At 61.5% G+C, this 19,157-nt stretch carries 17 protein-coding genes; 7 read left to right on the forward strand and 10 right to left on the reverse strand.

Translation table 11 applies throughout. The features are described from left to right. Positions 1–42: 42 nt before the first annotated feature. Complete coding sequence (locus P3T20_RS15665) at positions 43–1,992, reverse strand: amylo-alpha-1,6-glucosidase (RefSeq protein ID WP_429287268.1); 1,950 nt, start codon at positions 1,990–1,992, stop codon at positions 43–45. Between the two features lie 215 nt (positions 1,993–2,207). Between P3T20_RS15665 and P3T20_RS15670 the strand changes: the two genes are divergently transcribed. The 3 genes from P3T20_RS15670 (at position 2,208) to P3T20_RS15680 (ending at position 5,152) form a co-directional block, all read left to right on the forward strand. Continuing rightward, positions 2,208–2,561 (forward strand): hypothetical protein, encoded by a 354-nt coding sequence (locus P3T20_RS15670; protein ID WP_429287269.1) that lies wholly within the window; start codon positions 2,208–2,210, stop codon positions 2,559–2,561. A 64-nt stretch (positions 2,562–2,625) separates the two neighbouring features. Next, positions 2,626–4,755 (forward strand): phosphocholine-specific phospholipase C, encoded by a 2,130-nt coding sequence (locus tag P3T20_RS15675; RefSeq protein ID WP_429287270.1) that lies wholly within the window; start codon positions 2,626–2,628, stop codon positions 4,753–4,755. A gap of 130 nt (positions 4,756–4,885) precedes the next feature. Beyond that, the gene (locus tag P3T20_RS15680; protein ID WP_074267123.1) at positions 4,886–5,152 is read left to right on the forward strand and encodes a cupin domain-containing protein; all 267 of its coding nucleotides are present in this window, start codon (positions 4,886–4,888) and stop codon (positions 5,150–5,152) included. Positions 5,153–5,209: 57 nt separating this feature from the next. Here the strand turns inward: P3T20_RS15680 and P3T20_RS15685 are convergent, their stop codons facing one another. Further along, a complete protein-coding gene (locus P3T20_RS15685) occupies positions 5,210–6,325 on the reverse strand; it encodes a succinylglutamate desuccinylase/aspartoacylase family protein (RefSeq protein WP_429287271.1) in 1,116 nt (371 codons plus the stop codon). Positions 6,326–6,408: 83 nt separating this feature from the next. Beyond that, positions 6,409–7,179 (reverse strand): transporter substrate-binding domain-containing protein, encoded by a 771-nt coding sequence (locus P3T20_RS15690; protein WP_429287272.1) that lies wholly within the window; start codon positions 7,177–7,179, stop codon positions 6,409–6,411. A 460-nt stretch (positions 7,180–7,639) separates the two neighbouring features. Between P3T20_RS15690 and P3T20_RS15695 the strand changes: the two genes are divergently transcribed. Continuing rightward, on the forward strand, positions 7,640–8,824 hold the full coding sequence (locus P3T20_RS15695; RefSeq protein WP_429287273.1) for a glycosyltransferase family 4 protein: 1,185 nt from the start codon (positions 7,640–7,642) through the stop codon (positions 8,822–8,824). 84 nt (positions 8,825–8,908) lie between these two features. On the opposite strand, the gene P3T20_RS15700 is transcribed toward P3T20_RS15695, so the two are convergent. From P3T20_RS15700 to P3T20_RS15710, 3 genes are all read right to left on the reverse strand, one after another. Continuing rightward, entirely contained in the window at positions 8,909–9,943 is a 1,035-nt protein-coding gene (locus P3T20_RS15700; RefSeq protein ID WP_429287274.1) for a GNAT family N-acetyltransferase, read from the reverse strand. Positions 9,944–10,207: 264 nt separating this feature from the next. After that, positions 10,208–11,383, reverse strand: a complete 1,176-nt coding sequence (locus tag P3T20_RS15705; RefSeq protein WP_429287275.1) for an L-rhamnonate dehydratase — start codon at positions 11,381–11,383, stop codon at positions 10,208–10,210. A 22-nt stretch (positions 11,384–11,405) separates the two neighbouring features. Next, complete coding sequence (locus P3T20_RS15710) at positions 11,406–12,746, reverse strand: MFS transporter (protein WP_429287276.1); 1,341 nt, start codon at positions 12,744–12,746, stop codon at positions 11,406–11,408. A gap of 151 nt (positions 12,747–12,897) precedes the next feature. Between P3T20_RS15710 and P3T20_RS15715 the strand changes: the two genes are divergently transcribed. After that, complete coding sequence (locus P3T20_RS15715) at positions 12,898–13,821, forward strand: LysR family transcriptional regulator (RefSeq protein WP_429287277.1); 924 nt, start codon at positions 12,898–12,900, stop codon at positions 13,819–13,821. A 258-nt stretch (positions 13,822–14,079) separates the two neighbouring features. After that, a complete protein-coding gene (locus tag P3T20_RS15720) occupies positions 14,080–14,349 on the forward strand; it encodes a hypothetical protein (RefSeq protein WP_074267115.1) in 270 nt (89 codons plus the stop codon). Positions 14,350–14,402: 53 nt separating this feature from the next. On the opposite strand, the gene P3T20_RS15725 is transcribed toward P3T20_RS15720, so the two are convergent. The 3 genes from P3T20_RS15725 to P3T20_RS15735 form a co-directional block, all read right to left on the reverse strand. Further along, entirely contained in the window at positions 14,403–14,537 is a 135-nt protein-coding gene (locus P3T20_RS15725; RefSeq protein ID WP_297351763.1) for a hypothetical protein, read from the reverse strand. A gap of 153 nt (positions 14,538–14,690) precedes the next feature. Continuing rightward, entirely contained in the window at positions 14,691–14,957 is a 267-nt protein-coding gene (locus tag P3T20_RS15730) for a helix-turn-helix domain-containing protein (protein ID WP_074267114.1), read from the reverse strand. 10 nt (positions 14,958–14,967) lie between these two features. Continuing rightward, complete coding sequence (locus P3T20_RS15735; RefSeq protein WP_429287278.1) at positions 14,968–16,383, reverse strand: PLP-dependent aminotransferase family protein; 1,416 nt, start codon at positions 16,381–16,383, stop codon at positions 14,968–14,970. Positions 16,384–16,555: 172 nt separating this feature from the next. On the opposite strand from P3T20_RS15735, the gene P3T20_RS15740 reads away from it, so the two are divergent. Continuing rightward, a complete protein-coding gene (locus P3T20_RS15740) occupies positions 16,556–18,877 on the forward strand; it encodes an FdhF/YdeP family oxidoreductase (RefSeq protein WP_429287279.1) in 2,322 nt (773 codons plus the stop codon). Positions 18,878–18,982: 105 nt separating this feature from the next. Here P3T20_RS15740 and P3T20_RS15745 read toward each other — a convergent pair whose 3' ends face one another. Next, a complete protein-coding gene (locus tag P3T20_RS15745) occupies positions 18,983–19,105 on the reverse strand; it encodes a hypothetical protein (protein ID WP_302050863.1) in 123 nt (40 codons plus the stop codon). Positions 19,106–19,157: the final 52 nt, after the last annotated feature.

Here is a 19,157-nt window from a genome sequence, read left to right on the forward strand (position 1 = left end):
CCGGAGCTTGTCCCGTGCCTGCTCCGCAGTCCGCCTCGCGGTTCACCCATTCGCCAGCATCCGCTTAACCCTCAGCAATTCCCCCAGCGACCACGCCTGAAACGGCGTGCCGCCCGGATGATGCGGTGCATCACCATCGGCCACCTCGCAGAGGTGATCGAGGCCGCCGCGGTCGAGATACTCGATCAGCGGCGCAAGAAAGCGCGTGCGCGCCTGCGCCCGCGCACCCTCGGCCGGTTGATTCACGCGCAACCATGCCTCGACGAACGGCCCGATCAGCCAGGGCCACACTGTCCCCTGGTGATAAGCACTGTCACGCTCGACCTGACCGCCCGCGTAGCGTCCCCGATAGGCGGGATCGGACGGCGCCAGGGTGCGCAGGCCAAGCGGCGTCAACAGATGCGTCTCAACCTGTTCGACCACCGCACGCGCCGCGGCGCCTTCGAGCAGCGGAAACGGCAAGCCTCCCACCGCGAAAATCTGGTTCGGCCGGATCGAGTGATCGATTTTGCCCCGCACGTGGTCCGCGTCGACGTTGTCGAACAAAGCACCGCTCGCCGGATCCGTGAAGCGCTCTGCAAATGCCTGCGAGGCACGCGCCGCTGGCTCCTGCCACTGTGGATTCCACTTCGCAGCAATGCGCAGCGCGTTGATCCACAGCGCCTGCACTTCTACTGGCTTGCCGATACGCGGCGTTACGACCCAGTCGCCGACCTTCGCATCCATCCACGTCAGTTGCACACCTGGCACGCCGGCGCGGAGCAGACCGTCGTCATCGGCACGGATGCCGAAACGGGTGCCACCACTGTACCCCGTGAGAATCTCCTCGACCGCCTGCTGCAGACGCTTGCGTGTGTCGTCGCAAGCGTGCTCCGCGGCCAGGTAGTCGTGCACCGCAACCACGAACCATAGGGACGCATCGACGGCGTTGTATTCCGGCGTGCTGCCGTAGTCGGGAAAGAGATTCGGCAACATGCCTTCGGAGATCGTGCTGGCCCACTCGAGCAGGATCGACTTTGCCGCTTCGTGACGGCCCGATGCCAGCAACAAGCCGCGCATCGCGATGAACGTATCGCGGCCCCAATCGGTAAACCACGGGAAGCCCGCGACCAGCGTGCTGCCTTTTTCACGCGCGATGAGGTAAGCATCCGCAGAGCGATGCAGTTGCGAGACGAATGCGCTGCGACGCGCAAATTCGCCATCGGCCAGCGCCTGCGCCCGTTCGACAGCCGGCGTGTCATCGGCTTGAGGGCCGGCGCGCAGGATCATCAGTGCGGCACCGTCGGCGAGTGAGAAAGTGAACACACCGGGCGTCGCAAGATCTTCGCTGAAATCGAGGCCACGTTCGCGCTCGCGTACATAGCAGAAGTTTCGATACCAGTCCGGCGCGTGAGCGTACGTTCCGTTGGTCGACGCGTGAATCGCCGGCAGGTCACCGTATGGCTGCCAGCTCACCTTGGCGCGGGCATCATCTGTCTGCGCATTGAAGTTGAACGCGGCGTTCTCGTGATGCAGCGCGTGATAGTCGCGACCCGACAAAAGCGGCCGCACGTTCAACGTATAACGGCTTGCGGCTTCCGCGCTAGCACTGCCCGGCGCAAGACGCCAACGCAGGACCGTCTCGCAGCTCGCCTTCGCAACGAAGACCTCGGCGATCAGTACCGCTTCGCCGTCCAGCTGGAAACGCCACGTCGGCCAAGGTTGCGTATCGAAACCGAGCAGGCTGGATGACACGTCGGGATACACCACGTCTGGCACATAGCGCTGCATGGTGAGTGGATAACGCTTGCCGTCTGCTTCGAGCCACGCTTCGACACCATTGACGAGTGCAACGCGCCCGCCAGGTGGATGCATCGCCGTCAGCAGCAGCGCGTGATAGCGGCGCGTACGCGCCGTGCCGACTGTTCCCGATGCGAAACCGCCGAAGCCGTCCGCCTCGAGCCACTCGTATTCGAGCTGGAAGGAATCGAAAGTTTTTTCGATGCGCGTCATTTTTACACCCGCCATTTTTACTGCTTCGATCTTACCGATTTAATGAAACAGCAAGGAAAAATCGCCAGATAGGCGTTCGCCATGATTTCTAATCACTTTCTGAATTCCAACAAATAGCCATCAAATTCGCAGGTCGCAAACGTTACACCGTCTTTCATAATATTTTCTTCAAGTCACTGGAGACTGCATCCCGCTACCCGAACGAGGATGCAGACATGCGAAATTTCCAGGTCGCGGCCACGGCCGTAGTCGTTGCACTCACAACCGTTTTGTTGACCGCCTGTGGTCCGGACGAAAGCAGTTCGGCAAGCGTCGGCCAAAGCAATGCCGCAACCAGTTCAGTCACACCCGCGGCCACACCCTCAGCTCCTCAGACAAACCTGGCGGCGACGCCTCCCGCATGGGGCGCGTCAGCCGCGCTAGTAGGCACCGCTACGCCTGGTACCACCGCCGCATCGGACAGCGCTGTGCAAAGCGTGGAAGCAAGCCTCGCAGGAGACAGCCAGCAGGTTACTCCCGTGCTGCGCTATGCGCCCGGCGACAGCGACCAGAGTGGCCACAGCAATTAACCAACGGATTACCCCCAGCGCATCGAGACGCGCTATTCTTTCCCCCCGCAGAAGGTGATAACCAATGACCTCAAACAGCCGTCGCCGTTTCCTGCAGACCGTTGCATCATCCGCCGGTGCCGCCGCCGCGTTGGCCGCATTCCCTGAATCGATCCGCAATGCATTGGCGATCCCGGCCAATTCGCGCACCGGAACGATCGAGGATGTCGAGCACATCGTGGTATTCATGCAAGAGAACCGTTCGTTCGACCACTACTTCGGCCACATGCGCGGCGTACGTGGTTACAACGACCGCTTCCCGATTCCGCTGCCGGGCGGCCAACAGCCGGTGTGGTATCAGCCGTCGAAAGAGAACGCGGCGCAACCGGTTCTTCCGTTCCACCTGAACACGCAGACCACCAGCGCACAATGTATCGGCGATCTCGACCACAACTGGTACCCGACGCACTCTGCCATCAACAACGGCGCGTACAACCAGTGGCCGCAGTACAAGACCGACATGACGATGGGCTACTACCTGCGTAGCGACATTCCGTTTCACTACGCACTGGCCGACGCGTTCACCATCTGCGACGCCTACTTCTGCTCGATGCCCGGCCCGACACACCCGAACCGCTCGTATCTGATGACCGGCATGGTCGACCCGAGCGGCACGATGGGCGGACCGCTGCTCGACAACAACGATTACGTGGACGGCGATGGCCCGCCGAAGTACGCACTGCTCTCGTGGACGACGTATCCGGAACGTCTGCAGGCTGCGGGCATTTCGTGGCAGGTTTACCAGCAAGGGCTGACCGGCGCCGATCCGCTGAACGGCAACTACGGTACCAACATCCTGCAGAACTTCGTCAACTTCATCAACGCACAACCGGGCTCGGCACTTTACGAGCGCGCACAGACGGTGCGCACGATTGTCGATCTGAAGAACGACGTGCTCGCAGGCAACCTGCCGCAGGTGTCGTGGCTGTGCCCGCCGGCAGCGTACTCGGAACACCCGAGCTACACGCCCGCTTATGGCGCGGAATATACCTCGCAGATCATCGAAGCGCTGACGTCGAATCCGGAAGTCTGGAGCAAGACCGTCCTGTTCATCATGTACGACGAGAACGACGGCTTCTTCGATCACCTCGTGCCGCCGCAACCGGCAACGACCGCGGCCCAGGGTCAATCGACGGTCAGCGTGGCCGGCGAAATCCACAATGTGGTGAATCCGCTGCGCGGCGGCAGCTACACTGCGGACGGCCTGCCGTACGGCCTCGGACCGCGCGTGCCGATGACGATCGTCTCGCCGTGGACCAAGGGCGGCTTTGTCTGCTCGCAGGTGTTCGATCACACGTCGGTGATCCGTTTCATCGAGAAGCGTTTCGGCGTGACGGAGCCGAACATCACGGAATGGCGCCGCGCCGTATGCGGCGACCTGACGACGGCGTTCGACTTCCGCACGCCGGATGCGACGATGCCGCCGCTGCCAGACACCAGCAACTACATCAACATGGCCAACAACCAGTGCGCCGTGAATCCGGCGCCGGTCGTGCCGGCCACGCCGGGTCCGTTCGACGCGCAGGAGTCGGGTATCCGTTTTGCCCGTGCACTGCCGTATGAGCTGCACGTGAATGGCAAGGTGGACGTCAAGGCGAACACCTTCACGATCGATCTCGCCAACACCGGCACGCACGGTGCGCACTTCTACGTCTATGCCACCAACCGCACCGACGGCCCGTGGCGCTATACGGTCGAAGCAGGCAAGTCGTTGACGGAGACTTTCGATCTGACCTCGACGATCGGCGTCTACACGTTCGAAGCGTTCGGCCCGAATGGCTTTGTCCGCAAGTTTGCAGGCAATGCCGTCGAGACGCAGAGCAGGAACGACAAGCCGTCGCTGCCGGAAGTCCACACGCACTACGACGTGGCAAACGGCAACGTGTACCTGAAGTTCACCAACAAGGGCAAAGGCACCGCGCGCCTGACGGTGATCGACAATGCGTACGGTGCGCGTCCGCGTCAGGTGATCGTGCCGGCCGGCGCGGAGATCGAGGAAGCATGGGTGCTGGCGTCGAGCCACCACTGGTACGATCTGACTGTCAGCAGCAATGACGACGCCAGCTACAGCCGCCGCCTCGCCGGCCACGTCGAAAACGGCCGTCCGAGTATCAGCGACCCGGCCGCTATCGCGCCGACGTTGACGGTAGTCTGAAACCGCTGAGGTGCCGCCGGGCAACGAACTTGCACGCGTCGCTGTTGTTAGGCGGCGTGTGCCGGTCGTTGCCCGGCGCGTTCAGCGGTGTGGCCGCGCGCAGCACCGCTGATATCACCAGGGAGGTTTTATGGAACGCGAAGCCTTTGTCGGCACCCTCGAAAAAGAGGGGTTCAAGGAGTTCGTCACCGTGACGCGCGAGCCCGGCGGCGCGCTCGATGTGCACGAGCATCCGTTCGAAGCGAAAGCGCTGATTCTCGAAGGCGAAATCAGCCTGCGCGTTGGAGATGAAGAGCGGCTCTACAAGGTGGGCGACGTGTTCCATCTGCCGGCGCACATCGCGCATTCAGAGCGCTATGGGCCGGCTGGCGTGCAGTATCTGGTAGGGCGCAAATAAGGCGTATCGAGTAACGCGTTAGCGCATCATAGGTAACGCCCCCGCTCCCCGGACGAATCACGCACCCAGCAGCACGCCGGTGCGCAGCGGCTTCGTTCCCGTCACGCGGCCCAGCGGCGCGCCCGCTGTCACGAAGCGGATCGCACGACGCATATAGAAAATGCCATCCGTCTTGCTGCTGATGGTGGTCGTCTCGTCGGTCAGCGGATCGATGATGTCGAATAGCGGATCGCCCGCACGAATGCTGTCGCCGATATTCGCGCGGTGCACGAGTATTCCGCTCACCGGTGCATAGAACTGCTCGCTGCCCGCGAGCGGCGTGGCCGGCGCGAGCAGTTCGGGCAGCGCCTTCGGCTCGCCGCGAATCGCCTTACGCCACATCAGGTAATCGACCAGCGCATCGGCATCCTGCTGCGCCACTGCGTACGAGACGTCCCGTTGTCCGCGGCATTCCACCGTCACCGCAACCGTGCCGGTACCGACCGGTTGATGCGCCGGCAACTTCTGCTGCAGTTGCCACCACAACAGGCTATACATCTCGTCGAACGCTGCAGCGCCCGAGTCCGTGGCGAGCAGCGAAGCGCGTGCGCCGAGATAGCGCGAGAGCGGCTCGAAATCGGGCCAACCCACCTCGCTCGTGTACAGATGCATCACGGCTTCCAGCGAGCAATGTAGATCGATCACGACATCCGCATCGAACGAAAGCTTTTGCAGCGCCACTTGCAGCGATTCGAACTCGGTCAGCGGTTTTTGCTCGTTCAGCTCCGCGTTCATCAGTTGCCGAACGATCTGGATGTTCGCCACCGGGTCCGCCCCGAGCGACTCCTTGGCGCGTTCAAGCAGACGCGGGAACATCAGGAAATTGCGGTTGAAGTTCTTGCCGCTGGCCAGATCGAAGCGGCCGAGAAACTGGCCCAACACGTATTGGCCGAGCCCGACGGGATTCGCCACCGGCACCACTACGATCTCCGCAGCCAGCGCGCCTTGCGCCTCCAGCTCGAGCAGACGCCGCTTCAACAGGACCGTCGTCAGCATTGCGGGTGTTTCGTCCGCGTGCAGGGTCGACTGTATGTAGATTTTCTGACCACTGTCCTCGGGTCCAAAGTGAAAGCTCACCAGTTCACGATGAGTGCCAATGGCGGCGGACAGCAGAGGGATCGATTGTTTCTTCATGAGCGTATAGCGAATGCGGAGAGACCAACGTTATCTATGACTGTTCTATGTCTGTGCAGCGGCGCGAGCGCAGCGATCGATGCTCAATCGCTGCCGTACGGATCGAAGTCGAAGTACTTGTGCGCAATCTTCGCATACGTGCCGTCCTTCAACATCGAAGCGATCGCGTCATTGATCGACGCCTGCAGGGCTGTTTCGTCCTTGCGCAGACCGATGCCTGTGCCATGGTCGCCCATCGACAGCGGTGCGCCGACAAACGCGAAGCCCTTGCCGGCCGGTGTACGCAGAAAGCCTTGATCCGCTTCCACCGTACCCAGCAGGGCGCCGTCGAGGCGGCCATTCACCAGGTCCGCAAAGACCTCGTCCTGACTCTTATACGCTACCACGCCCACGCCATGGGGCGCCCAGTGGGTTTGCGCATAGGTTTCGAACTGCGTGCCCGACTGCACGCCGATCTGCTTGCCCGCCAGCGACGCCGGCGCGTCGCTCAATCCCGAGCCTTGCTTCGCAATGAGATGCGATTTGAACTGGAACAGTTTCGACGAGAACAGGATCTGCTGCTGGCGCTTTTCGGTAATCGCCATCGACGACATGATCGCGTCGATCTTGCGCGCCTGCAGCGCCGGGATCATCCCGGAGAACTCCAGTTCCACCCACTCGCATCTGGCATGGATGCGCCGGCAGATTTCATTGCCGAGGTCGACGTCGAAGCCTTTCACGCTGCCGTCTGGCGCCTTGGAGTCCATCGGCGGATAGCTCGGGTCAATGCCAAGGCGCAACGTGGCGCTATCAGCAGCAAACGCACCGCTGCTGAAAGTCAGCGCGGCGGTCAGGATCATCAACGGGGTCTTCATGGCGAGGCGGTCCGGTTCGGAGAGCATGTCGGAAAGGAGCGGATGGCGTGCGGCTGGACCGCGTGGCGTCTGGCAGGCGTCATGCTAACCCTCGTTGGCGTGTCAAAGAAGCCCTCCGGGGCTATCGCGATCACATTTAGCGATCACCCATGGCGCGAGGTCTTACCTGTCTCGTCCCGCACGACCCGTGCGCGGGCGGGATAGCGGCGAATGGGCGCGATCCGTAAGCGTCCCGTCGAGAAATGGGGTCCGCCACTCTGACTTGTCCGCCAAACCCTCGCCGTCCCCGGACAACTCTTTGGGCAAGGCCGCCAGCAGGTTAGGATGCCCACAAGGACACTACGCTTAACCGGCAACGTAGTCGCAAAACACTCCGATCGCCTCAATCGGTCAAGGAGACAAGTGACATGCTTGCGCCATGAGCATCCTGCCAACCTTATCCCGATCCGTTAGCCCTTCCATGCGAGTTCTATTCGTCGTCGGCAATCTGGGTGACTACCATGTGCCCCGGTATCAAGCGCTTGTCCGTCTTGCCAACAGCCGCGGCCACGAAGTATTTCTCGTCGAGATCTTCGGCAAATCCGGCGTGTACGGCTTCCCTCAGGATCGCCGCGCGGCCTTCTTCAATACCCATCCTGCGAACTGCGTCACGTTGATCAAGGACGCGGGCGAAGGCGATGGTCACACCTTCCGAGTGGCGGCTGAGTTGCTCGCGGTCTTCCGCAAGTTTGCTCCGGACGTCGTCGTCACATTGGGCTACAACACGAACTATTCGATCGTGCTGTGCGTGCTCAAAGCACTGACGCGCCGTTTCTCGCTGATCTATATGTCGGACTCGAAAGCCGACGACGGCAAACGTTACACCATCAAGGAACGTGCGAAACGTCTGCTGGTGTCGAGGTTCGACGCGGCCCTTGTCGCTGGTGAAAAACACCGTGTCTACGCGGAATCGTTGGGTATCCCAATGGAACGCTCGCGCGTGGGCTTCGACGTGATCGACGTGGAGTACTTTTCCAGAATGGCCCGCGAGGCCGCCTCGGCGGCAGACGAGATTCGCGCACGCTTTACGCTGCCGCCGCGCTACGTGCTGTGCGTCAGCCGCTTTGTGGCGCGCAAGAATATCGATCTGCTGATTGGCGCATTCTTTCACGCGGGACTGCACCTGCGCGGCATCTCTCTCGTGCTGGTAGGGCAAGGTCCATGCAAGGCGCAACTGCTGGAGCAGATCGACCGGCTCGGCTTGGCCAAACATGTGCTCATTCTGAGTTCCGTGCCGAATCCCCATATGCCGGGGCTCTACGCGCTGGCGGATTTCGTCGTGCTCGCCAGCAAGTTCGACCAGTGGGGCTTGTGTATCAACGAGGCCTTTGCAGCGGGCACCCCGGCCATCGTCACACACGCTTGCGGTGTGGCGAACGAACTGGTGCAGGACGGCGTCAACGGCTTTATCGTCGAGCCGGATGACGAATCGGCGCTAGCGGCAAAGATCATGCAACTGGGCACGAACAGCGAGTTGCGCGAACGCTTCTCCGCCAACGCGTTGGCATCAGCGAAGCGCTGGACGCCGGCGCTGTTCGCGTCGAATACCATCGAACTGGCAGAAGCGATGATCGGCCCGGCGAGCCGCACGCAGGAAGCGGCCTAGGAACGCGAACAGGGGCACTGGATCGCCGTTCGTTGCGTGGCTTGTCACGCACGCAACGAAGCCACTAGACGAACAGCGCGATACTCAAAGATTAGGCGCGAACACGGCCGCCGAACCCGGCGCAATGCGGCGCTTGAGAATCCGCGCGACCGAATACATCGTACTCAGCCGTTCCACCCCAAGCCGTTGCTTCAGCTCTCCACCGAAGCCATCCAGGAAGTTGAAGGTGGCGGGGCTGGAAAATCCATCGAAATCGAACGTCAGCTTGCGCTCGAGCGCATGCTGGATCGCCATCCAGATCAGCAGGCTGATCGACCCGCCATGCGCGCCAAGGGCACGCGACGAGAGCAGGTAATACATCGAATGCTGGTCCCACACCAGACCGATAGCTGCAACCAGCCGCCCACCCGGGCCATAAGCCCCCAGCAGATGGCCCGCCTTGCGAGCGACGAACGCGTTGACCAGTTGCCGCATAACGGTCGATCCGTAGGCATTCGTGCGCGAACGTTCAAGCAGATTTGCTTCGTAGAACTGCAGGAATTCGCTAGGTGTCGCGATGGGCGCGACCGTGAGATTTCGCTCTGCACTCCGGATGACATTGCGGGTTTTGCCATGCAGACGAGCCCAGGTCTCAGGCACCGTGCAATCCGGCGCGATCTGAAACGTGTAGCGCGCCGAGACGGTAAATCCGCGTAAGGCGAACGCCAGCGCATCTTCAGTGCGTGGATCGAACAACTGGAAGAAGCTGTCGAAATGCGGCAGTTGATCGATCAGCTCCGAGGTGACGCTCAGCCGGTGATGCTGCTCGTGCGTGCGGTCGAGGCCCATGGGTTTGATGACCGGACCCAGCGTCCGCGTGAGCGGCGGAAGATGCGAAATCCGCCACACCCCCATGCGGGTCGGATAGTAAGGCAATTCGCCGAGCACCTCGTTGCGGCGCACGACTTTCACCGTGCTCCAGTTACCACCGGTCGCGATATCGAGCCACCAGGGTTCGTGGAAAATGGATTGAGCAACCGATGCTTCGACTGAGCGCGCCGACGCGGTGACAGACGGCACCACGGGGGTGCTGCGTATCACGCGTTCAAGAGGCACCGCTGAGTCTCGTACGGTTGTCATCGGCAACTCACATGGTTCCGGGCCCGATCCCCGTTGATACTGTTTGCCTTTCCCCCCAAGCCGCGAGACGCATTGTTTCGCTCAGACGAATGCGCGCGGTTCGAGCCGACTACGGCGAGTCTATTCGCACTTTGGTAGTACTTTCACGCCAAAATCGAGTAAAAACAGTGGACTCGTATGGAGAAAGGCAGGTCTCGGAAAAGTGTTCTGCTCGATAGCCCACTTAGGTCGAAAGGGTTACCGGTGTGATGCCGATTTCTACGCTTATCCGATGATATTAAAGTCCTTCAGATACTTGTCGCTTAGCGTAATGCCAAGCCCAGGCGTTTCGTCGGATAGTTGCAGAAAGCCATTTTCCGGCTGCGGCTCACCTTCGAAAATGTAGTAGAACAGTTCATTGCCCACTTCCACATCGAACACCGGAAAGAACTCCGACATCGGGCTCGCCGTCGTGGACATCGTCAGGTGATAGTTGTGCATCTGCCCCGCGTGGGGGATCACAGGCACGGACCACGCTTCGGCCATCGCGTTGATCTTGCGCGCAGCGGTAATGCCGCCGACGCGATTCGTGTCGTACTGGATCACATCCACTGCGCGCCGTTCGAGCAGGTCCTTGAAGCCGTAGATCGTGAACTCATGCTCGCCGCCCGAGACGGGAATGATGTTCATCTTCTTCAGTTCCTGATATCCCTCGACGTCGTCGCCAATCACCGGTTCCTCGATCCAGCGTGGATTGAATTCGGCGAGACGCGGCAGCATGCGGCGCGCGTATTCGAGCGTCCAGCCCATGTAGCACTCAACCATGATGTCGATCTCATCGCCCGCGAGTTCGCGCAACAGGCGCAACTGCTCGATATTTTTCGCCATACCCTTCGGGCCGTCCTTGGGACCGTAGCCGAAACGCATCTTCATCGCAGAGAAGCCCTGCTCGAGATAGCCCTTTGCTTCGCTGAGGAAAGCATCACGGTCGTCGTTGTTATAGAGCTTGGAGGCGTAGCACCAGATCTTCTCTTTGGTGCGCCCACCGAGCAGCTTGAACACCGGCTTGTTGACTGCTTTGCCCATGATGTCCCACAGCGCGATATCGATCGCCGAGATCGCCGCCATGCCGATGCCCTTGCGGCCCCACGCGAGCGTACGGCGGTACATCTTCTGCCAGATGTATTCGTTGTCGAACGGGTCTTCGCCAAGCGCGATCGGGGCGAGATGTTCGTCGATAATCTGCTTGGCCACACGCGGCGCAAGCGCGCAGTTGCCGATACCGACGATGCCATCGTCGGTCTCCACTTCCACCACCAGCCAGCCGTGAAAACGGAACGAGCCCATCGCATCGCCACGCTCGAAGAGAATATCGACCGCGTTGGTGCAGAAATGCGCTTGCGGCGGCACGACCTTGCCTTTCCATTCAAAGACGCGGGTGCGGATGTGTTTGATCTTCATAAACGTCAACTCCTTGGAAAGATTAGTGGCTCGGCCGTTTGCCAAGCGATGCGGTGGATTCTTGAGGCAGGCGAACGGTCTCCGGCGAGGTCGACTTGAACCACTGCAGCAACGCGGCGCCAATCAGGCCGACCACCGCCAGCGAAAGCATGCCGGCCTGCGGCGAGCCTACGAGGCGCTCGGCAAAAGCCTTGAGATTCGGCGCGACGAAACCGCCCAGATTGCCAATCGAATTGATGAGTGCGATTCCGCCCGCGGCAGCCGCGCCACCGAGGTAGCCCGTCGGCAAAGTCCAGAAAAGCGGCTGCACGGCGACGAAACCGATTGCCGCGACGCAAAACGCGGCAATCGCGAGTACGACCGATGAGGTCACCGCGGAGGCGGCAATGCCGAGCGCCGCGAGCGTGAGCATTGCCGCGGCCCAGTTACGATGATGGCCATGGCGGTCCGCTGTGCGCGTAACGATAAAGGTGCCAACAATCGCCGCGATCCACGGGATGGCGGTCAGCAAGCCGACCTTCGTACCGACGTGGCCACCAGTCAGGCCGGCGATGCGGGTGGGCAGGTAGAAGACCACGCCGTACACGCTCATCTGAACAGCGAAGTAAATGAGGCTGAGAAACAGCACGCGTGGATCTCGCAGTGCCGCCAGCACAGAGGCGGGACCATGTGCGCGTTTATGCTCGTCCTCCACACGCAAGGCGGCAACCAATGCATCGCGTTGCGGGGTATCGAGCCAGCGGGCATCCGCGGGACGGTCGGTCAGATAGAAGAATGCGATCACGCCGACCGCGGAAGCAGCGATACCCTCCACCACGAACAGCCACTGCCAAGGATGCAAGCCGAACGGGTTGGAGATATCGAGCAACACGCCCGATACCGGACTGCCAAACAGCATGGCAAGCGGGAAGCCGAAATAGAACACGCCCATGGTTTGCGAGCGCGTGTTTGCCGGAAACCAGCTGGACAGAAACAGGATGATGCCGGGGAAGAAGCCTGCCTCAGCGATACCGAGCAGGACCCGCAATGCGTAGAAGCTCGATGCGTCGTGGACCAGTGCGGTACACGCCGAGACAAGCCCCCAGGTGACCATGATGCGGCTCATCCAGACACGCGCACCGAGCCGGTACATCAACAGGTTGCTGGGCACTTCGAACACGGCATAGCCGATGAAGAAGATGCCGGCGCCGAAGGCGAACGCCGCATCGCTCAGGCCAGTGTCGGCCTGCAGCACGTTCTTCGCAAAGCCGACGTTGGCGCGATCGATAAAAGCCAATATGTACATCAGCACGAGGAAAGGCAGCAGTCTCGTGCGTGCCTTCGCGATGGCGCTCTCGAGCGTCACGCCGCTTGTCGCGTTCATTGATTCGTCTCCTGAGTCTTGTTTTGTGCGCCGCACGCAGTCATTGCGCGGACGCCTCTGGTAGCGCTTAAGCTTCGCTAGTGTGCGAAACTATGCGATAACTGACTAGTGAATTAATCGAATCGGCTTATTCCCTGGAGTTATCGCTCGCATGATTGCGCCTGCCTCGACCATTCGCAAACGGCTGCGCCTGCGTCACCTGCAACTGATGGTGGCGCTCTCGGAAACGGAGTCGCTTCGTCGCGCGGCCGACGAGCTTGCGATGACGCAGCCCGCCGCCACCAAGGCGCTCAAAGAGCTCGAAGACACCATTGGCGTCTCGCTGTTCGTGCGGCACGCGCGCGGCATGGAGCCGACCGTCTTCGGCGAAGCAGTGATGCGCTACGCGCGGGTCGTGTTCGAAGACCTCGATGAATTGCGCGACGAGCTGGCGGCAATCGAGGCTGGCGATATCGGCAAGGTGCGCATCGGTGCAGTGATGGCGCCAGCCCCCGAACTACTGACACACGCCATCGTTGCGCTCAAGGCTGCGCATCCGCGCCTGCAGATTTCGGTGCAGATCGATACCAGTGACGTACTCGTGCAGGCGCTGCAGCAGGACCAGCTGGACATCATGCTTGGACGCATCCCCGATGGCTTTCCTGCGCTCGACCTGAGTTTCGAAACCTTGGGCGAAGAGGCCTTGTCGATCGTCGCGCGGCCTGATCATCCGGTTGCGCACGCAACGGTTCGTCCGAAGCTCAACGAACTGGCGAAATACCCTTGGATTGTGCAGCCGCATCCCAGTCCGATGCGGCAGATCATCGACCAGACCTTTCGCGAGGCGCGCGTGGCGCCGCCCATCAGCACGGTGGAGACTTCGTCGATCCTGACCACGCTGTCACTCCTGCTCGACTCCGACATGCTGGCGGTGCTGCCCACTTCCGTAGCGCAGTACTACGTCGATCTGGGGACCATGGCCGCACTCGCCACACCGCTGCGCGGCCGCCTCGCCCCCTATGGGCTGATCCTCAGGAAGAACCGCCGGATCCGTCCCGCGACGCAACTCGTGATCGACGCAATTCGCACGGCTTAAGCTGCGGGTGGCTTAATGAAATGAGAACATCACAAGCGACGAGATGCGACGCGCATGACGAAATGCGCGCTACCGTACGAAGTAAAACGTTTGCGTCTTCAAGGACGGTTGAATCGGTGGATTTGCGCTTGCAACGTCAAGCACGGACCCTGCATACTGCCTAGCACCACTAACGACGCCGCTTCGTCACGGCGCGATTGACCGCTCACCCAGCCTCTCGCTGGTCAGTTGCGGCGATAAAAAATATCAGAGGGAATCATGAACGTACGCTTGAGCAGTGTCGAACTGCGCCCGGTCGATCTGGCAGATCCAGAAGTGGCTCGACTCTACCTGGAATGCCTCGATGCCGAAAAACGCTTGCGGGGTAGCAGGAAAATGGCCGCTGCGGCGGTATTCCAGTTGCGGGAAAAGCAGTTGAACGAGCTATGGAAGCGACTGGGCGAAGTCGACGCGCAACTATGCAGCGAGCTGCAAGACGGAGTGCGCGAGTGGCATGAAATCGCCGTCAAATTGCGTGGCGGCGAGTGAAGGGCGAATCAGCGGTAAGTGACGGCCCGTGCGCGTGCGGAGTGTCCGCCGTGCTAAGGACGCAGCAGGTCGAAACCGCCCAGCACGACCACTCCGCTTAGCGCAATCAGCGCGACAGAGTGCTGGCCAAAGTAAAGAATGGCCGCGGCCGACCAGGTGGCAAGAGTAAAGGCTGCAATTCGCTTCATGATGAAATAGCCGCAACGGCGGAGCTCTGGTTTCTGCCGTGTCTAATCATGAGGGCGTAGGGAACGCGCTTACGACCCCCATATGATTAGCTACACAACCAGTTGCAGAATATCACGCTTGCCTGAAAGCTCGCTGCCGGCACGCCAGTTCGCTCACTCTGCCGGATCGCGGAACAGATCAGCGCACAAACTCCGCCCCGCGTCGCTCAATCGCGCGGTGCCGGTGCCTTCCTCGTTCAAAGTCGTCTCGGCGATGCCTCCGTCGGCCAGCGCCGTCAGGTGACGCCGCAGCGTACTCATCGGCACACCTGCCTGCTTCGAGAGCTTCGCCAGCGACCAGTCGCGGCCGGGCGTCTCCTGCTCCGCGCGCCACAGCTGCATCAATATTGCTACCAGCATCGGATCAACTTCGTCGTTCATCGGAGCCCCCTCAGGCCATCTCTGTAACAAGGCCGCCCAGCGTCCTGAGCGCCGCTTCCGTCTGCGCAGTCCAGGGATAGCTGTAATTCAGCCGGATAAAGTGGCGAAAATCGTTGCGGGTCGAAAACATGTAGCCTGGCCCGACCGTGATGCCGCGCGCAAGCGCGGTCCGGTAGAGCCGCATCGAATCGACGCGTTCCGGCATTTCCACCCACAGCACGTAGCCGCCCTGCGGCGCGGAAACGCGCGTACCGGACGGAAAGAAACGCAGCACCATCGCGCTCATCAAGCGAGCCTGCTGATGGTAGAACTTGCGCACGTGGCGCAAATGGCGGTCGTATCCATCCTGCCGCAAATAGTCGGCCACGGCCACCTGCGGCACCGACGGCGTCGTCAACGTGTTCAGGAATTTGAGCTTTTCCACTTGCGCGCGGTAACGGCCCGGCATCGCCCAGCCGATCCGGTACGACGCAGTCAGGCTCTTCGAAAACGAAGCACAGTGCAACACCAGTCCCTTGGTGTCGTACTGCTTGAGCGTGGAAGGCCGCGCGTCGCCGAAGTAGAGCTCCTGATAGACGTCGTTCTCGATCACCGGGATATCGTGTTGCGTGAGCAGGTCGAGGAGCTGCTTCTTCCGTTCATCCGGCATCTGAAAACCGAGCGGATTCTGGAAATTCGGCATCACCATGCACGCCGCGATCTTCTGCTTGTCGATAATGCCGGCCAGCACCTCGACGTCGATCCCGTCGGTTGGATGCGTCGTCACCGCAATGGCGCGCATGCCGAGACGCTCGATGGCGTGCAGCATAGCGTAGTAAGTCGGCGACTCGACAACCACCGTATCGCCCGGCTTCGCCACCGCCTGCAGACTCAGATTGATCGCCTCGGTCGCGCCGAGCGTGACGATGATCTCGTTCGGATCCACCGGCACGCCGTTTTCCGCGTAGCGCCGCGCAATCTGGCGGATCAGTTCGGGATTGCCGGGCGGCAGGTCGTCGATCAGGTTCCAGCTCGCGTGACGCCGGGCAATCGCGTTGGCGTACTGGTTGATGCGCCGCCAGGGGAACAGCGTGGGATCAGGATACGGCGAGCCGAGCGGTACAGCGTCGTGAGCACGGATGCTGCGCAAGGTCGACAGCACCAGCCGGCTCACGTCGACCTCCGAGGCGGGCGCGGGCGGTGCCGCCGTGTGATCGCGCACGGTCTGCGGCGGGACTGCCAGCTCACGCACGAAGTAGCCCGACTGCGGGCGCGTCTCGATCAGGCCGCGGCCTTCCAGCAACGCGTAGGCGTGCAGCACGGTCTTGATGCTGACGCCGTGCTGCTGGCTCGCCTGGCGCACGGACGGGATCCGCTCGCCGGCGGCGAACACGCCGCGGCGCACGGCCGCACCGATTTCATCGGCGAGTTTTTCGTAGAGCTTCAAGGGACGAGGCGACCGGGCGGGCGGCGCGTGGCAAAGGAAATGACCGCAGTTTATGCCAAATCGCCGAAAACTGTATCCCTCCCCTTTCCCGTTTTCTGTGTTCCGCCAACTTTTCGGAACACAGTAGGCTTCGGTTTATCGGCAAATCCGCCTGTTTACCGGCAGCAAGGTCATGAAAAAACCCGAAGCGCGCATCGAACCGTACACCCACCCCGCCGCCGGCTGGGGCGCCCTGAAGTACGTCGCCATCAATCTCATCAAGGAAAGGGTTGCTGGCGTCAACTACAAGACCCTGTTCAAGCAGAACCAGCCAAACGGCTTCGATTGCCCGGGCTGCGCGTGGCCGGACCGCGAACATGCCTCCACCTTCGAATTCTGCGAAAACGGCGTCAAGGCGGTAGCCGCCGAGGCCACCAGCAAGCGCGTGACACCGGAGTTCTTCGAGCAGCACACCATCGAAGAACTGATGGCGCAGTCGGACTACGAACTCGAACAACACGGCCGCCTGACCGACCCGATGGTCTACGACGCCTTGCTCGACCGCTATGTGCCGATCGAATGGGATGCGGCGTTCGAACTGATCGCGCGTCATCTGAAAGCCCTCGACGATCCCGACCGCGCCGCCTTCTACACCTCGGGGCGCGCCAGCAACGAAGCCGCCTTTCTGTACCAGTTGTTCGTGCGCATGTACGGCACCAACAACTTCCCCGACTGCTCGAACATGTGCCACGAGGCCACCAGCCGCGGTTTGCCGGGCACGGTAGGCGTCGGGAAGGGCACGGTCACGATGGACGACCTGGAGCACAGCGACACGCTGCTGATCTTCGGCCAGAACCCGGCCACCAACCATCCGCGGATGCTCGGCGAACTGCGCGAGTGCGCCAAGCGCGGCGCGACGATCGTGTCGATCAACCCGATCAAGGAACGCGGCCTCGAGCGCTTCGCCAGCCCGCAGCATCCGGTCGAAATGCTGACCATGGGCAGCACCAAGATCAGTTCGGTGTTCATTCGCCCGAAGGTGGGCGGCGACTTCGCGCTGATCAAGGGCGTCGCCAAACGCGTGATCGAGCTGGACGACGCGGCGCTCGCGAGCGGCGGCGAACGCGTGCTGGACGTGGAGTTTATCGCCGAACATACGGTAGGTTTCGACGCCTTCGCCGATGATCTGCGCGCGGAAGACTGGGGCGCCATCGTCGCCGAATCGGGCGTGCCGATGGAGGACGTGCTCAAGCTCGCCGATATCTACGTCAAGGGCAAAGCGGTCATCTCCACCTGGGGCATGGGCCTCACTCAGCACAAGAATTCGGTACCGACGATCCAGCTCCTGTCGAACCTGATGATGATGCGCGGCATGATCGGCAAGCGCGGGGCCGGTCTGTGCCCGGTGCGCGGTCACTCGAACGTGCAGGGCGACCGCACGGTGGGGATTGAAGAGCGTCCGACCCAGGCGTTCCTCGACCGCCTCGGCAAGGTCTATGACTTCGAACCGCCGCGCGAACACGGCCTCGACGTCGTGAATTCGATTCAGGCAATGCTCGACGGCAAGGTGAAGGTGTTTATCGGCTTGGGCGGCAATTTCTCGATTGCGACGCCGGATACGCCGCGCACGTGGGAAGCCATGCGTTCGTGCGACCTGACCGTGCATATCACCACCAAGCTGAACCGCAGCCACCTCGTGCACGGCCGCGAAGCGCTGATCCTGCCGACGCTCGGCCGCACCGAGATCGACATGCAGAACGGCGTGGCACAAGGCGTGAGCGTCGAAGATTCGTTCAGCATGGTGCACATCTCGTACGGCATGAACAAGCCGGCTTCGCCGAATCTGCTGTCGGAAATCGCCATCGTGGCGCGCATGGCGGACGCGACGCTCGGCAGCAGCAAGGTCGACTGGCTGGCGCAAATGAACGACTACGCGCTGATCCGCGACGGCATCGAAAAGGTGTTCGACGGCTTTGAGAACTACAACGAGCGGCTCAAGCATCCTGGTGGCTTCCACCTCGGGGTTGCTTCGCGCGACCGGATCTGGAACACGCCTAGCAAGAAGGCGCAGTTCCTCGTGCACGCGATTGCCTTCGACACGCCGATTCACCGCGCCCGCAGCCGCCACGGCGAGCGCTTGATGACGCTGATGACCACCCGTTCCCACGACCAGTACAACACCACGATCTACGGTCTGGACGACCGCTATCGCGGTGTTTACGGCCAGCGGCGCGTGCTGTTCGCCAACAAGGACGACCTCGCGATGCTCGGCTTCGTGGCCGGCCAGCGCGTGGACATTACGAGCGTATGGGACGACGGCATCGAGCGTCGGGCGGACAGCTTTTTGCTCGTCGAGTACGACATCCCGCGTGGCTGCCTCGGAGCCTACTATCCGGAGACGAATCCGCTGGTGCCGCTTTCGTCGGTCGCAGACGGCGCTGGTACGCCGACGTCGAAATCGATCCCGGTGCTGCTCACGGCTTCAGTGGAAGAGCTGGAAGCGGTGGCCGCCTGAGCCTGAGATCGAACGCCGCCTGATTCCCGGTTGAAGCAAAAGAAAAGGCCGTTCCGATATGAGTCGGAACGGCCTTTTGCCTTTTCACTTCGTGCTTTGGCAAAACTAGACCAGCAGTTTGACCAGCAAGGAGCCGATCAGTCCAGCCGTGCCGACGATGACGAGCGTCTGGATGATGGTCAGCGATTTACGCGAGCGGGACAACGAGGAGTTTGAGGAAGAAGTCACGAATATTTCTGGTTTCAATTCAAGGAACGGCATACGCCGCGCGGCGCCCGGC

It is taken from the genome of Paraburkholderia sp. GAS206C, assembly GCF_050435645.1.
Classification (GTDB): Bacteria; Pseudomonadota; Gammaproteobacteria; order Burkholderiales; family Burkholderiaceae; genus Paraburkholderia; species Paraburkholderia phenazinium_B.

Coding starts and splice junctions, on each gene's coding strand:
- P3T20_RS15730 (WP_074267114.1), bottom strand. CDS start 14,957: ATGAACGACGAAGTTGATCCGATGCTGGTAGCAATATTGATGCAGCTG.
- P3T20_RS15740 (WP_429287279.1), top strand. CDS start 16,556: ATGAAAAAACCCGAAGCGCGCATCGAACCGTACACCCACCCCGCCGCC.
- P3T20_RS15680 (WP_074267123.1), top strand. CDS start 4,886: ATGGAACGCGAAGCCTTTGTCGGCACCCTCGAAAAAGAGGGGTTCAAG.
- P3T20_RS15670 (WP_429287269.1), top strand. CDS start 2,208: ATGCGAAATTTCCAGGTCGCGGCCACGGCCGTAGTCGTTGCACTCACA.
- P3T20_RS15710 (WP_429287276.1), bottom strand. CDS start 12,746: ATGAACGCGACAAGCGGCGTGACGCTCGAGAGCGCCATCGCGAAGGCA.
- P3T20_RS15685 (WP_429287271.1), bottom strand. CDS start 6,325: ATGAAGAAACAATCGATCCCTCTGCTGTCCGCCGCCATTGGCACTCAT.
- P3T20_RS15725 (WP_297351763.1), bottom strand. CDS start 14,537: ATGAAGCGAATTGCAGCCTTTACTCTTGCCACCTGGTCGGCCGCGGCC.
- P3T20_RS15665 (WP_429287268.1), bottom strand. CDS start 1,992: ATGACGCGCATCGAAAAAACTTTCGATTCCTTCCAGCTCGAATACGAG.
- P3T20_RS15720 (WP_074267115.1), top strand. CDS start 14,080: ATGAACGTACGCTTGAGCAGTGTCGAACTGCGCCCGGTCGATCTGGCA.
- P3T20_RS15705 (WP_429287275.1), bottom strand. CDS start 11,383: ATGAAGATCAAACACATCCGCACCCGCGTCTTTGAATGGAAAGGCAAG.
- P3T20_RS15700 (WP_429287274.1), bottom strand. CDS start 9,943: ATGACAACCGTACGAGACTCAGCGGTGCCTCTTGAACGCGTGATACGC.
- P3T20_RS15675 (WP_429287270.1), top strand. CDS start 2,626: ATGACCTCAAACAGCCGTCGCCGTTTCCTGCAGACCGTTGCATCATCC.
- P3T20_RS15715 (WP_429287277.1), top strand. CDS start 12,898: ATGATTGCGCCTGCCTCGACCATTCGCAAACGGCTGCGCCTGCGTCAC.
- P3T20_RS15690 (WP_429287272.1), bottom strand. CDS start 7,179: ATGAAGACCCCGTTGATGATCCTGACCGCCGCGCTGACTTTCAGCAGC.
- P3T20_RS15695 (WP_429287273.1), top strand. CDS start 7,640: ATGCGAGTTCTATTCGTCGTCGGCAATCTGGGTGACTACCATGTGCCC.